The sequence below is a fragment of the Pseudomonas sp. DrBHI1 genome (genome assembly GCF_002205115.1).
Taxonomy (GTDB): Bacteria; Pseudomonadota; Gammaproteobacteria; order Pseudomonadales; family Pseudomonadaceae; genus Aquipseudomonas; species Aquipseudomonas mosselii.
In genome coordinates this window covers 21,973-37,338 of the sequence record NZ_NIBE01000123.1, presented here as the reverse complement: position 1 = coordinate 37,338, position 15,366 = coordinate 21,973, and the positions used below count along the sequence as shown (strand labels likewise).

Sequence of the window (15,366 nt, the reverse complement as noted above, 5' to 3'; positions counted from 1 at the left end):
GCCCATGCGCGCCGGCGCGCCGAAGAAAATCGGGCCGGCGGCGCGCAGGCTGCGCGGCTTGCCCACCCGGAGGTAGATGGCCTTGACGCCTTCGTCGCAGCTCGTGCAGGCGGCGTTGAAGGCCTTGAAGTAGCCGGCCGGGCCCTCGGCGCGCGGGGCTTCGTCACGCAGTTCGGCCAGGTCCAGGGTCCAGCGCCCGACCTTGAGATCCTTGACGATATTGGCACCCAGGCCGCTGTCGCCGCGGAACAGGCTGGCGTCGGCGAAGTACTTGGGCATGAAGCCCAGGGGAATGAGGATCAGCAGGATGTTCAAATGGAAGCGCCATTTCAGCCACAGCTGCTTCAGGCCGCTTGGCGGCAGGGTGTCGGTCTGGCTCAAGGTTGGGCCTCCAGGGTGGTTGGGCTGGCCGTGGCGCGTGAGCGCGGACGCTCGCCGCGCTTGAGGGCGGCGAGGGTGGCCTGGGTGGTGCGTTTGGTCCAGATCAGCAGGCCGCTGAACACCATCAGGGTCAGGACCAGGCCGAAGAAGAACCAGATCAGCTTGATCGCCAGGCCACCGAAGTCACCGGTATGCAGCGGGCGCATGGATTCGGTGACGAACTCCAGGGTGGAGCGGTCGCGGAGCAGGAACTGGCTGTCGACGTTGGACGTGTAGGGGTTGACCTCGGCGGTCTGGAACATCAGCGGGTACCAGCCGCGCCCGCCCATGCTGTAGTGACTGTAGGCGGTGGCCGGCAGCGAGATGAAGCTGATGTCCAGGCCGGGGATCTTCTGGTTGGCGATGCGTGCCGCCTGGTCCAGGTCGATACGCGGCGCGGGGCCGCCGTCGGCGGTCTGTGGCACCTGTTCGCGGGCGATCACCGGCACGATCGGCTCGCTGGAAATCGTCACGTGGTTGTCGGCGAGAATCGCCTGGATCAGGAACCAGGTACCGGTGATGGCAATTACCGCAATGAACCAGATCGACCACACGCCGGCCAGTCGATGCACGTCGCCCCAGAAGATCCGAGGGCCGTGGCCGGTGCGCAGCGGCTTGAAGAAACCGCGCCAGAACTTCTTGTACACCACCAGCCCGGTGACCAGCGAGGCGAGCATCGGCAACCCGAGCAGCGACACCAGGTACCAGCCCCAGCTGTAGCCGTTGGTGAAGGGCACCAGCCACCAGCCGTGCAGGGCGCGGGTGAACGCTTCGAAGTCGAAGTCCGGGCGCTGGCCCTGGATAGCCCCGGAGTAGGGGTTGACGTAGAGCAGTGCGTTGGTGGCGTCGGCGCGGGTCACCGAGGCCTGCAGGGCGAAGTGCGAACCGTCCGGCTGGCTGAAAAAGCGCACCGCCAGGTCCGGTTCGGCCTTGTGCATGGCGTCGAGCACCTGCTGGTAGCTCAGGCGCTGGCTGTCGCCGTCGGGCTTGCTGGCGCGTACATCGGCGTTGGCCAGCCAGACGATCTCCTGGCTGACCACCGCGAGCATGCCGGTGAAGCAGACGATCAGGACGAAGAACCAGATCGGCAGGGCAAGCCAGCTGTGGACCAAAAACCACAGCTTGGAATTGGATTTCTTTCTCGATTGTCGGGCCATCGCTCGGTCTTCTGCATATAAAAATACGGTCGAGTCTGTGCTCAACCTGGAAGGCTGCATCAGTAAGGACGAATGAGAATCAGAAAGCTGCCAAGGCAAATGAAAGAAAATGTTTCAAGGGCTGGACGTGACCTCCGTTGAAACCGGCGCCTTGACCACCCGCGCCTGCTTCTGGCTGCGCTTGAGTGCGTTGGCGGTGGCCAGGGCGGTGCGTTTGCTCCAGATCAGCAGGCCACTGAGCACCATCATGCTCAGCAACAGGCCGAAGAAGAACCAGATCAGCTTGACCGGCAGGCCGCCGAAGTCGCCGGTGTGCAGCGGGCGCATGGACTCGGTGACGAACTCCAGGGGCTTGCGGTCGGCGAGCAGGCGCGTGGCGTCCACCTCGCCGGTGTAGGGGTTGATCTCGGCCTTCTGGTACATCAGCGGATACCAGCTGATGCCGCCGATGCTCAGGTGGGCGTAGGCATTGCTGGGGAAACCGACATAGTCGACGTCGAAGCCGGGGATCTCGCGCTGGGTGATGCGCACGGCCTCGTCCGGGCTGATCATCGGCGTCGGGCTGCCGTCGGCGGTCAGTGGCACCTTTTCCCGGGCGATCACCGGCACGATCGGCTCGCTGGAGATCGATATGTGGTTGTCGGCGAGCAAGGCCTTGATCAGGAACCAGACGCCGGTGATGGAGATCACCGCGATGAACCAGATCGACCAGATACCGCTCAGGCGGTGAAAATCGCCCCAGAAGATCCGCGCGCCCTGGTTGAAGCGCAGGGTCGGCTTGAAGAAACCTTTCCAGAATCGCTTGTAGATCACCAGCCCGGTGACCAGCGAGGCCAGCATCGGCAGGCCGAGCAGCGACACCAGGTACCAGCCCCAGCTGTAGCCGTTGGTATGCGGCACCAGCCACCAACCGTGCAGGGCGCGGGTGAACTCCTCGAAGTTGAACGACGGGGTGACGCCCTGGATATGCCCGGTGTAGGGGTTGACGTAGACCCGGACCGTGCGGCCGTCGGGGTAGGTGACGTCCGACAGCATGGCGAAGTGCGCTTCACTCAGGGTCATCAGGCTGGCCACGGCGATACCGGGCTGATCGCGCTGCATGGCCACCAGCAGTTCGTCGTAGTTAAGCCGCCGGGCCTCGTCCGAAGGCGGGTTGGCACGGGTTTCCGGGTTGGCCAGCCAGACGATCTCGCGGCTGATCACCGCCAGGGTGCCGGTGACGCAGACGATCAGCACGAAGAACCAGATGGGCAGGGCCAGCCAGCTGTGCACGAGGAACCAGATTTTCGAGCGTGACTTTTTCGACATGGGGTACGCAGTGTCAATGGCGAAGTTCAGGGGCAAAAGCCCGGCCGTATCAGAAAGAGACGCATGAGCAGGGCAAAACCTGATGAGCCAATTGCAAGCAAGTGTTTCCAGGGAGTCCTGCGGGGTGTGGGAACGGTCGACTAATTTGCCCGCGCTTCGAAACGTCCTCCTATCACCGGACGCGAGCGTGCCCACGGGCCGCCGGTCCCTTTCATCGAATGTGTACAGGAGGCCCGTCATGGGTGTTGCTGTGGGATTTACAGTGCGTCCGCTATTGCCGGAGCAGGGACGTTTGCCGTTGCTGGTGGAGGCGGGTGACGACGACACCCACCTGTTGGAGGTGTTCGACGAGCTCAAGGCGCTGGTGGATGAACACCTGCCGCGCGACGGTGGCATCCTGTTTCGTGGATTCCGCCTGGAGGGCGCCGAGCAGTTCCGTCAGTTCGCCGCCAGCTTCGGTCATCCGTTGCTCAACTACGAGTTCGGCTCGACGCCGCGTACCAACGTTACCCAGGGGGTCTACACCTCCACCGAGTACCCGGCGCACCAGCATATTCCGCTGCACAACGAGCAGGCCTACTCCCGCGACTGGCCGATGAAGATCTGGTTCTACAGCATGATTGCCGCCCGCAGTGGTGGCGAGACGCCGATCGCCGACAGTCGCGAGGTCTATCGTCGCGTGCCGGCGCATATCCGCGAGCGCTTCGTCAGCAAGGGCCTGATGTACGTGCGCAACTTCGGCAACGGTTTGGACGTGTCCTGGGAGCAGGTGTTCAACACCGAGGACCAGGAGGAGGTCGAGGCCTACTGCAGGGCCCATGGCATCACCTGCGAGTGGAAGGATGACGGCGAGCTGCGTACCCGCCAGGTGTGCCAGGCGGTGGCACGGCACCCGGTGACCGGCGACATGGTCTGGTTCAACCAGGCGCACCTGTTCCACATCTCCAACCTGCCGGCCGACGTGCGCGAGAGCTTGCTGGACATCGTCGACGAGGAAGACCTGCCGCGTAACGTCTACTACGGTGACGGTTCGCCCATCGAGGACGAGGTGCTCGACGAGATCCGTAAGGTGCTGGAGGACTGCAAGATCAGCTTCCCCTGGCAGGAGGGCGACGTGATGATGCTCGACAACATGCTCGCCGCCCATGCCCGCGCGCCGTTCGAAGGCCCGCGCAAGGTGATCGTGGCAATGGCCGAGGGGCATTCGCTGGACCAGGCCTGATTTGCCGATCCCCAGGGCTGCTGCGCAGCCCTTTCGTGTTCCGGCAGGCCGGCGCGAATTCTTGTGGGAGCGGCCTTGCGTCGCGAAAGGGGCGCGCAGCGCCCCCGGGGCGCCAGCGTAGAACGCCTGCCGCTAAATCATCCCTGCGCCCATTCGTTCTTGTTGATGCGCCCGGACCTTCCGGTCGCGCCGCCGACCAGCAAGGACCTCACACATGAATGCCGCAGACGCCCAGAAACTTTCCCGCCGTTTCATCGAGTTGCCCCTGGACAAGCGCCGCTTGTTCCTCGAAGGGATGCGACGCGAGGGCATTGATTTCGCGCAGCTGCCCATGTCGTCCTGTGTCGGCCTGAGCGAGCGCGACGGCCTGTCCTACGCCCAGCAGCGCATGTGGTTCCTCTGGCAGTTGGAACCCCACAGCGCCGCCTACAACCTGCCGATGGCCGTGCGCCTCGACGGCGAGCTGCAGGTCGAGGCGCTGGAGCGGGCGTTCAGCCTGCTGGTCGCCCGCCACGAATGCCTGCGCACCACCTTCGCCCAGGACGGCGATCGGGCGTTGCAGCAGGTGGCGGAACCGGCGCCGGTGAGCATCCAGCTGTTCGACCTGGCCGACCTGCCTGAAACCACGCGCTGGGAGCGCGCGCACCAGCAGATGGCGGCCCAGGCCACCCAGGCCTTCGACCTCGAAGGCGGGCCGCTGTTCGGCATCGCCCTGTTGCGCCTGGCGCCTCAGGAGCACGTGCTGCTGCTGACCCTGCACCACATCATCGCCGACGGCTGGTCGATGAACATCCTGATCGACGAGTTCATGCGCAGCTACGACGCCCTGGTGGCGGGGCGCGAGCCGCAGCTGGCGGAGCTCAAGGTGCACTACCGCGACTATGCGCTGTGGCAGCGCAGTTGGCTGGAGGCCGGCGAGCGCGAGCGCCAGCTGGACTACTGGCGCGAGCAGCTGGGTGACGAGCACCCGTTGCTGGAGCTGCCGACCGACCGGCCTTACCCGGCCCAGCCCAGCCACCTCGGCGAGCGCCTGGAGCTGACGCTCGACGCGGGCCTGCGCGAGGACCTGAAGCAGCTGGCCCAGCAGCACGGCGTGACCCTGTCCACGGTGCTGCTGGCGGTGTTCAAGACCCTGCTGTACCGCTACAGCGGCCAGACCGACATTCGTGTCGGCGGCCTGATCGCCAACCGCAACCGCAGCGAAACCGAAGGGCTGGTCGGCTTCTTCGTCAATACCCAGGTGCTGCGCAGCCAGTTCACCGCGCAGACGCCTTTCAGCGACCTGCTGCGCAGCCTGCACCAGGCTTCGGTCGGTGCCCAGGCGCACCAGGACCTGCCGTTCGACGCGCTGATCGAGGCCCTGCAGCCCCAGCGCAGCCAGAGCCATACGCCACTGTTCCAGGTGATGTTCAACCACCAGCCGCTGGTTACCGACCTCAATGACGTGCGTCTGGACTGCGGTCTGCGCGTGGGCTACCTGAGCGCCGAGCAGTTGGCCGGCAGCCATCGCCAGCATGCCGCCACCAGCGACCTGATGCTCGATACGCGGGAAGAGGGCGAGCAATTGTTCGCCGCCTTCACCTATGCCACCGATCTCTTCGACGAAACCACCATCGCCGCCCTGGCCGGGCACTGGCGCAACCTGCTGCGCGCGGTCTGCCAGGCGCCGCGCCAGCGCCTGGGCGAGTTGCCGCTGTTGGCCGAGGCCGAGCGCCAGGCGCTGCTGTGCCCAGTGTCCGAAATGTCGCCGCGGGTGCCGGTGCAGCGCCTGTTCGAAGCCCAGGCCGCCCGCAGCGGCGAGGCGCTGGCGCTGATCCTGGCCGACGGCGCTGCGGCGCCGTCGATGAGTTACGCCGAACTCAACGCCCGCAGCAATCGCCTGGCCCTCCACCTGCGCCACCAGGGCGTCGGCCCCGATGTGCTGGTGGGCGTGGCCCTGGACCGCTCGCTGGACCTGGCCGTGGCCCTGCTCGCCGTGCTCAAGGCCGGTGGCGCCTATGTGCCGCTGGACCTGCAGGCTCCGGCCGAACGCCTGGGCCATGTCTTCGAGGACAGCGGCCTGCAATGGCTGCTGACCACCACCGCCCATTTGCCCGGCCTGCCGGCGCAGGATGGGCTGCGCTGCCTGTGCCTGGACCAACTGGCGCTGGACGACGTACCGGCGGACGACCTGGCGCTTACCGTCACGCACGACAACCTGGCCTATGTGATCTACACCTCCGGCTCCACCGGCCGGCCCAAGGGCGTGGCCATCAGCCACGGCGCCCTGAGCGAGTTCATCGCCCGCGCCATCGACTACAGCGACCTGCGCGAAGGCGACCGTGTCCTGCAGTTCGCCACCAGCAGCTTCGACGGCTTCGTCGAGCAGTTCTTCCCGCCGCTGTGCCACGGTGCCTGCGTGGTGCTGCGCGATACCCGGCTGTGGGACAGCGCCGCCCTGCACGAGGTGCTGGTCAGCCACGGCGTGACCCTGGCCGACCTGCCGGCCGCGTACTGGTACTGGCTGGTACAGGACTTCGCGGCGCGTCCGCCGGCCAACTACGGCGCGTTGCGCCAGATCCACGTCGGCGGCGAGGCGATGGCGGTGGACGGGTTGCGCCTGTGGCAACTGGCCGGGCTGGGCCATGTGCGCCTGCTCAATACCTATGGCCCGACCGAGGCCACGGTGGTCTCGACCATCCATGACTGCACCGGGCTCGGCCACGAGGCGGTGTCCTGGCGCGGCATCCCCATCGGCCAGGGCCTGGCGCAGCGTCGGTTGTACATCCTCGACGATGACCTCGAACTGCTGCCGCAGGGCGCCGTGGGCGAGCTGTACATCGGTGGCCCGGGCCTGGCTCGCGGCTACCATGGCCAGCCGGCGCTGAGCGCCCAGCGCTTCGTCGCCGACCCGTTCGCCCATGGCGAGCGCCTGTACCGCACCGGCGACCGCGCGCGCCTGGGCGCCGACGGCGCCATCGAGTACATCGGCCGTGTCGATCACCAGGTCAAGGTGCGGGGCTTCCGCATCGAGCTTGGCGAGATCGAGGCGCGCCTGCAGCAGTGCCCGGGCGTGCGTGAGGCGGTGGTGCTGGCCCTGCCGATGACCGGTGGCCTGCAACTGGTCGCCTATGTGGTACCCGACGCCGCCGAACAGGATGCCGCCGAGCAGGCGCGTTTCCGCCAGCAGGTGCGCAGCCTGCTCAAGGCCCGCCTGCCCGAATACATGGTGCCCGGCCACCTGCTGCTGTTGCCGCGCCTGCCCCTGACGCCCAGCGGCAAGCTGGACCGCAAGGCCCTGCCGGTACAGGACCCGAGCGCGTTGCAGGCTGAGTATCGGCCGCCGCAGAGCGCCATCGAGCAGCAACTGGCGCAGATCTGGATGCAGGTGCTGGGCGTGGCCAAGGTCGGCCTGGACGATCACTTCTTCGAGCTGGGCGGGCACTCGTTGCTGGCCGCCCAGGTGCTGGCGCGGATCAAGGACCAGCTGGGCCTGGTGCTGCCGTTGCGCAGCTTGTTCGAACACCCGGCGCTGGGCGACCTGGCCGCCGAGCTGGGCCGCCTGGAGGGTGGCGATAAGGATGACGACTGGTCGGATATGGATGCGTTCATGAGTTCGTTGGAAGGGGTTGAGGCATGAGTGGCAACATGGCGGTACGCATTGCGAAACGGTTCGTCAGCCTGCCCCTGGCGCAGCGCCGGCAGTTCCTCGCCAAGCTGCGCGAGGACGGCAAGGACTTCAGCCTGTTGCCGGTGGTCGAGTCGCGTCACGACTTCGCCAGCATCCCCCTGTCCTTCGCCCAGCAGCGCCTGCTGTTCCTCTGGCAGTTGGAACCGCACAGCGCGGCCTACAACATGGCCGCCGGCCTGCGCCTGAGCGGCCGGCTCGACGTGGCGGCCCTGCGGCGCTCGTTCGAGCACCTGGTGGCACGCCACGAGGCGCTGCGCACGGTGTTCCAGGTCGATGGCGAACAGCCGCGCCAGGTAATCCTCGAAACCCAGGTCGTGCCGCTGGAGCAGGTCGATCTCACCCAGGTCGCCAGTGAGCGGCGCGAGGCCGAGCTGGCCGCGCAGGTGCGCGAGGCCAGCCACCAACCCTTCGACCTGCTGCACGGGCCGCTGCTGCGTGCCAGCCTGTACCGGCTGGCGGCTGAAGACTACGTGCTGCTGGTGAGCATGCATCACATCGTCTCCGACGGCTGGTCGATGGACGTGATGGTCAAGGAGTTCGTGCACAGCTACCAGGCCTTCAGCCAGGGCCAGGCGCCGCAGCTGCCGGCGCTGGAGGTGCAGTACGCCGACTATGCGATCTGGCAGCGCAGCTGGCTGGAGGCCGGGGAGGGCGAGCGCCAGCTCGACTACTGGCGCCAGCAGTTGGGCCAGGAGCAGCCGCTGCTCGAAGTGGCCGCTGATTTTGCCCGCCCGTTGACCCAGAGCTTCGACGGCCAGACCTTGAGCTTCGACTTCGGTGCCGAGCTTTCCCGACGCCTGGGCGGCTACGCCCGCGCCCAGGGCATGACCCTGTTCATGCTGGTGCTGGCGGGCTTCTCGCTGTTCCTCTCGCGCCAGGCCGGGCAGCGCGATATCCGCATCGGCGTGCCCAACGCCAACCGCGGCCGCGCCGAGGTCGAGGGGCTGATCGGCTTCTTCGTCAACACCCAGGTGCTACGCTGCCAGGTGGACGAGCGCCTGAGCTTCGACGACCTGCTGGCCCAGGTGCGCGAAGCGGTGCTCGGTGCCCAGGCGCACCAGGAACTGCCGTTCGAGCAACTGGTGGACGCGCTGGTGCCGGAGCGCAACCTGGGCCACAACCCGCTGTTCCAGGTCAAGTTCAACCAGAACGTCGGCATGCAACGCCAGCGCTCGCTGGCCCTGCCGGGTCTGAGCGTCGCCGAGTACCCGCTGGACAAGGTCGGCACCCACTTCGACCTGGCGCTGGACATCACCGACGACGGCCAGCTGATCCATGGCGAGATGACCTTCGCCAGCGACCTCTACCAGCGTTCCACGGTGGAGGCGTTCATTCCGGCGTTCATCGAGCTGCTGGGCCAGTTGCTCGACGCGCCGCAACTGCCGCTGCATCGCCTGGCCGCGCCGCTGCGTGTCGGGCAGGCGCCGGAGCGCGAGGCGCCGGCACTGGTGCTGGAGCAGTGGCAGCAGCAGGTGCAACGGCAGCCCGAGGCGCTCGCCGCCCGCAGCCTGGAGCACAGCCTGAGCTTCGATGCCCTCGATCAGGCCGCCAACCGCCTGGCCCATTACCTGCAACGCCAGGGCGTGACCCGCGGCCAGCCGGTCGCGGTGCTGATGGAGCGTTCGCTGGACTGGCTGACCGGCATGCTCGGCATTCTCAAGGCCGGCGCCGTGTACATGCCGCTGGACACCAAGGCGCCTGAGGCGCGCCTGCGGCAGATGCTCGACGCGGCGCAGGCCAAGGTACTGTTGTGCGCCGCCGGCGATGCGCGACTGACCAGCCTGGCCGGCGCCGATCGCCTGTGCTTGGCCTATGTGCCCGAACAATGGCAGCACCTGCCAGCCAGCGCGCCAGCCATCACGCTGTGGGCCGAATCGCCGGCCTATGTGATCCACACCTCCGGCTCCACCGGCCAGCCCAAGGGCGTGCTGGTCAGCCATGGCGCCCTGGCCAGCTACGTCGCCGGCCTGCTCGAACGCTTGGCGCCGGCGCCGGAGGCGAGCATGGCGCTGGTCTCGACCATCGCCGCCGACCTGGGCCACACCGTGCTGTTCGGCGCCCTGTGCGGCGGGCGCTTGCTGCACGTGCTGCCCGAGGCGCTGGGCTTCGACCCGGACGCCTTCGCTCGCTACATGGCCGAACACCGGGTCGGCGTGCTGAAAATCGTCCCCGGCCACCTGGCGGCGCTGCTGCAGGCCGGCACGCCCGCCGATGTGCTGCCCGAACAGGCGCTGATCGTCGGTGGCGAGGCCTGCACGCCCGCCCTGGTGGAGCAGGTGCGCCGGCTCAAGCCGGGCTGCCGCCTGATCAACCACTATGGCCCGAGCGAGACCACGGTCGGCGTGCTGACCCACGAGGTCTCGACCCTCGCCGCCGAGGCCCGCGCCGTGCCAGTGGGCACGGCGCTGCCGGGCGCCCATGTGCTGCTGCTCGATGATGTGCTCAACCCGGTGGCCGACCAGGTCGCGGGCGAGCTGTATATCGGCGGTGCCAGCGTGGCCCAGGGTTACCTGGGCCAGCCGGGCCTGACCGCCGAACGCTTCGTGCCGGACCCGACGCAGGCGGGCCAGCGTCTGTACCGCAGCGGCGACCGCGTGCGGCGCAACCGCTCGGGCCAGGTGGAATTCATCGGCCGCGCCGACGACCAGGTCAAGGTGCGCGGTTATCGCGTTGAGCCGGCCGAAGTGGCGCGGGTGCTGCTGGGGCTGGACGGTGTCGCCGAAGCGGTGGTCCTGGCCCAGCCGGTGGACGGTGACGAGAGCCGCCTGCAACTGGTGGGTTGGTGCGTGGGGCAGGGACTGCAGGGTGAAGCCTTGCGCCAGCAATTGCAGGACCGCCTGCCGGACTACATGGTGCCGGCGCAGATCCTGGTCCTGGAGCGCCTGCCGCTGACCGCCAACGGCAAGCTCGACAAGCGCGCCCTGCCGGCACCGGGTGTCGCCCGGCGCCAGTACACCGCGCCGGTCGGCGAGATCGAGCAGGCCCTGGCGGCGATCTGGGCCGAGGTGCTCAAGCTCGACCAGGTCGGCAGCACCGACAACTTCTTCGAGCTGGGCGGCGACTCGATCCTCAGCCTGCAGATCATCGCCCGGGCCAAGCGCCAGGGCATCAAGCTCAGCCCCAAGCAATTGTTCGAGAAACAGACCATCGGCCAGCTGGCGGCGGTGGCCAAGCGCATCGAGAAAAAGGCCGCGGCGCTCGAGCAGGTCAATGGCACGCTGGCGTTGCTGCCGATCCAGGCGCGTTTCTTCGAAACCGATATTCCCGAACGCCAGCACTGGAACCAGGCGCTGCTGCTCAAGCCGACCCAGGCGCTGCGCGCCGACTGCCTGACGGGCGCGCTGCAGGCTTTGGTCGACCAGCACGACGCCCTGCGCCTGCGCTTCACCCAGCGCGATACCTGGCAGGCCGAGTTCCAGGCCGGCAAGGCCGAGGACATGCTTTGGGTTCGCGCGTTGAATGATGTGGCCGAGCTGCCGGCCCTGGCCGAGCAGGCCCAGCGCAGCCTCGACCTGGCCAAGGGGCCGCTGCTGCGGGCGTTGCTGGTCGACCTGCCCGAAGGCCAGCAGCGTTTGCTGCTGGTGATCCACCACCTGGTGGTCGACGGGGTGTCCTGGCGGGTGCTGCTGGAAGACCTGCAACTGGCCTACACCGCCCTGGCCGCGGGCAAGCCGCTGACGCTGGCGGCCAAGAGCAGTTCGCTCAAGGCCTGGGCCGAGCGCCTTGGCGCCTATGCCCGCAGCCCCGAACTGCTGGCCGAAGCCGATTACTGGCTGGACGGCCTCGCAGCCGCTGGCGATGAATTGCCCCGGGACAATCCGTCGGGCGCCCAGACCAACCGTCACGTCGCCCATGCCTCGTCGCGTCTGGACACCGCGCTGACTCGCAAACTGCTGCAGGTGGCACCCGCTGCATACCGCACCCAGGTCAACGATCTGCTGCTGGCGGCCCTGGCGCGGGTGCTGTGCGATTGGACCGAAGACGAGTCGATCCTGATACAGCTCGAAGGCCATGGCCGCGAGGACCTGTTCCCGGAACTGGACCTCAGCCGTACCCTGGGCTGGTTCAGCAGTCTGTTCCCGGTACGCCTGACGCCGGCCAGGGCGCTGGGCGCGGCGCTGTGCGCGATCAAGGAGCAGTTGCGCGCGGTGCCGAACAAAGGCATCGGCTACGGCGTGCTGCGCTACCTCGGCGAGCCCGACCTGCGCGAGCGCCTGGCGGCATTGCCACAGCCACGGGTGACCTTCAACTACCTGGGCCAGTTCGACGGCAGCTTCGCCGAGGCCGAGGGCGCCCTGTTCACCCCGGCCAGCGAGGGCGGCGGCGCCACCCAGGATCTGGACAGCCCGCTGGGCAACTGGCTCGGCATCACCGGTCAGGTCTACCAGGGCGAGCTGGAACTGGACTGGAGCTTCAGCCGCGAGGTGTTCCGCCCCGAGACCATCGAGGCCCTGGCGCGTCGCTACGAGCAGGTGCTCACCGAGTTGGTCGAGCACTGCGCCCAGGCGCCACACCAGGGCGTCACGCCGTCTGACTTCCCGTTGGCCGAGCTGACCCAGGCGCAACTGGATGGCCTGCCGCTGGTGGCCGGGGACATCGAGGACCTCTATCCGCTGTCGCCGATGCAGCAGGGCATGCTGTTCCACAGCCTCTACGAGCAGGCGGCGGGCAACTACATCAACCAGCTGCGCGTGGATGTGCGCGGGCTGGACATGGCGCGTTTCCGGACGGCCTGGCAGGCGGTGGTGGACAACCACGAAGTGCTGCGCAGCTGCTTCCCGCAGGATCTGCCGGCGCCGGTGCAGGTGGTGCGCCGTCAGGTACAGGTGCCTTTCGTCGAACTCGACCCGCCCCAGGATCCGGATGCCGTGGCCCAGGCCGAGCGCCAGTCCGGTTTCGACCTGGCCAGCGGCCCGCTGCTGCGCCTGACGCTGATCCGCACGGGTGATGACAGTCATCACCTGATCTACACCAGCCATCACATTCTGATGGATGGCTGGAGCAGCTCGCGCCTGCTGGGCGAAGTGCTGCAGCGCTACAGTGGTGTGACGCCGGGCGCCAAGACCAGCCGTTACCGCGACTATATCCAGTGGCTGCAAGGCCAGGACCAGCAGGCCAGCGAAACCTTCTGGCGTGAGCAGGTGGCTGAGCTGCAAGAGCCGACCCGTCTGGTCCAGGCGTTCAAGTCCTCGGCCCAGGGGCAGGGCCATGGTGCGCTGGCGCTGCGTTTCGAGGCGCAGCAGACCCGGCAGCTGGCGGACTTCGCCCGGGACCAGCGCGTCACCCTCAACACCCTGGTCCAGGCGGCCTGGCTGCTGCTGTTGCAGCGCTACACCGGCCAGGCCAGCGTAACCTTCGGTGCCACCGTATCCGGACGCCCGGCCGAGTTACCGGGTGTCGAGGAGCAACTGGGGCTGTTCATCAACACTTTGCCGGTGGTCGCCAGCCCACGTTCCGAGCAGCGCGTTGACGAGTGGGTGCAGCAGGTCCAGGCGCTTAACCTGGCCTTGCGCGAACACGAACACACGCCGCTGTACGAGATCCAGCGCTGGGCCGGCTGGAGCGGCGAGGCGCTGTTCGACAATATTCTGGTCTTCGAGAACTACCCGGTCGCCGAGGCGCTGCAACAGGGCGCGCCGCGGGGGCTGCTGTTTGGCGAGGTGCTCAACCAGGAGCAGACCAACTACCCGCTGACCCTGGTGGTGCAAGTAGGTGAGCGCCTGGAGGCGAGTTTCAGTTTCGATCGCCAGTGCTTCAGCGAACAGGCCATCGACCAGTTGGCGGGGCACTTCCAGCACTTGCTTGCGCAGTTGGCGGCTGACGGTGAGCGTGCACTGGGTGGGCTTAGCCTGCCGGTGGAGGACCAGCAGGTGGTGGCCAGCTATCCGAGCACGGCGTGTGCCCATGAGCTGATCGAGGCGCAGGCAGCACGTACGCCTGAGGCGGTCGCCGTGACCTTCGCCGGGCAATCGCTGAGCTACGGCCAGCTCAACCGCCGCGCCAACCGCCTGGCGCACAAGCTGCGCGAGCAGGGCGTGGGGCCGGATGTGCTGGTGGGCATCGCCGTGGAGCGCGGGTTCGAGATGATTGTCGGCCTGCTGGCGATCCTCAAGGCCGGTGGTGCTTATGTACCGCTGGATCCGGAGTATCCGCAGGATCGGCTCAGCTACATGATGGAAGACAGCGGCATTCAACTGCTACTGGCTCAAGGGCATCTGCTGGCCGATCTGCCCGTGCCGGCGCAGGTTCGCAGCCTGAAGCTGGAAGATGACCTGGCCGGTTACAGCGATGAAAACCCCGAGCACCTGACTCAGCCGGACAACCTGGCCTATGTGATCTACACCTCGGGCTCGACCGGCAAGCCGAAAGGCACGCTGCTGCCGCATCACAACCTGCTGCGTCTGTTCAAGGCCACCGATGCCTGGTTCGGCTTCGGCCCGCAGGATGTGTGGACGCTGTTCCACTCGTACGCCTTCGACTTCTCGGTGTGGGAGATCTTCGGTGCGCTGCTGCACGGCGGTCGCCTGGTGATCGTGCCGCGTGAAGTGACTCGTTCACCGGAAGACTTCCACCAGCTGCTGGTGGAGCAGGGCGTGACCGTACTGAACCAGACCCCATCGGCGTTCAAGCCGCTGATGCGGGTGGCCTGTGACAGTGCTGATGATCTGGCACTGCGCTATGTGATCTTCGGTGGCGAAGCCCTGGATGTGGCGGCACTGCAACCGTGGTTCGAGCGTTTCGGCGAGGACTGCGACAACCTGATCAACATGTACGGCATCACCGAGACCACGGTCCATGTGACCTACCGGCCGATCCGCTTCGCCGATACGCAACAGCCGGGCAGCCCGATCGGTGCGGCGATTCCGGACCTGTCGATGTATGTACTGGATGCCGATTTCAATCCGGTGGCCAAGGGTTGCACGGGCGAGCTGCACGTCGGTCATGCCGGGCTGGCACGCGGTTACCACAACCGTGCCTCGTTGACTGCTGAACGCTTCGTGCCGGACCCGTTCTCCAGCGAAGGTGGACGTCTGTATCGCACCGGCGACCTGGCGCGATATCGCGGCCAGGAGGTGATCGAGTACGTGGGGCGGATCGACCATCAGGTGAAGATCCGAGGCTTCCGTATCGAACTGGGCGAGATCGAGGCACGCCTGCAAGAGCACGCCGCCGTGCGCGAAGTGCTGGTGCTGGATATCGACGGGGCAGGGGGCAAGCAACTGGCGGCCTACCTGATCGCTCAAGACCCATCCACCGACCACGCCGCCCTGCGCGACACGCTGAAACAGCACCTGAAAGCCAACCTGCCGGACTACATGGTCCCGACCCACTTCCTGGTGCTGGAGCAGTGGCCGCTGACGGCCAACGGCAAGCTGGACCGCAAGGCCCTGCCGAAGCCCGACGCCAGCCAGCTACAACAGGGCTACGTGGCCCCGCGTACGGCGCTGGAGCAACAACTGGCCGCGATCTGGAGCGAAGTGCTGAAGGTCGAGCAGGTTGGCCTGCACGACAACTTCTTCGAACTCGGCGGTCATTCGCTGCTGGCCACCCAGGTGACCTCGCGCATCCGCCAGCGCCTGGCACTGGAA

The 15,366-nt window shown here is 67.2% G+C and carries 6 protein-coding genes; 3 read left to right on the top strand and 3 right to left on the bottom strand.

Annotated features, from left to right (window positions below; all coding sequences use genetic code 11):
* From CC207_RS22620 to CC207_RS22610, 3 genes are all read right to left on the bottom strand, one after another.
* A partial coding sequence (locus CC207_RS22620; protein ID WP_256582252.1) for a thiamine pyrophosphate-binding protein occupies positions 1 to 381 on the bottom strand: 381 nt, incomplete at its 3' end.
* Positions 378 to 1,577, bottom strand: a complete 1,200-nt coding sequence (locus tag CC207_RS22615; protein WP_088852791.1) for a PepSY domain-containing protein — start codon at positions 1,575 to 1,577, stop codon at positions 378 to 380. The genes CC207_RS22615 and CC207_RS22620, both read right to left, overlap by 4 nt.
* Positions 1,578 to 1,691: 114 nt before the next feature.
* Positions 1,692 to 2,885, bottom strand: a complete 1,194-nt coding sequence (locus CC207_RS22610; protein ID WP_028692198.1) for a PepSY domain-containing protein — start codon at positions 2,883 to 2,885, stop codon at positions 1,692 to 1,694.
* Between the two features lie 238 nt (positions 2,886 to 3,123).
* On the opposite strand from CC207_RS22610, the gene CC207_RS22605 reads away from it, so the two are divergent.
* The 3 genes from CC207_RS22605 to CC207_RS22595 form a co-directional block, all read left to right on the top strand.
* The gene (locus CC207_RS22605) at positions 3,124 to 4,107 is read left to right on the top strand and encodes a TauD/TfdA family dioxygenase (protein WP_088852790.1); all 984 of its coding nucleotides are present in this window, start codon (positions 3,124 to 3,126) and stop codon (positions 4,105 to 4,107) included.
* 214 nt (positions 4,108 to 4,321) lie between these two features.
* Positions 4,322 to 7,726: a non-ribosomal peptide synthetase gene (locus CC207_RS22600; protein ID WP_088852789.1), complete on the top strand. Its 3,405-nt coding sequence runs from the start codon at positions 4,322 to 4,324 to the stop codon at positions 7,724 to 7,726.
* Positions 7,723 to 15,366 (top strand): non-ribosomal peptide synthetase (locus CC207_RS22595; RefSeq protein ID WP_143496167.1); only part of this gene is annotated, 7,644 nt, incomplete at its 3' end. The genes CC207_RS22600 and CC207_RS22595, both read left to right, overlap by 4 nt.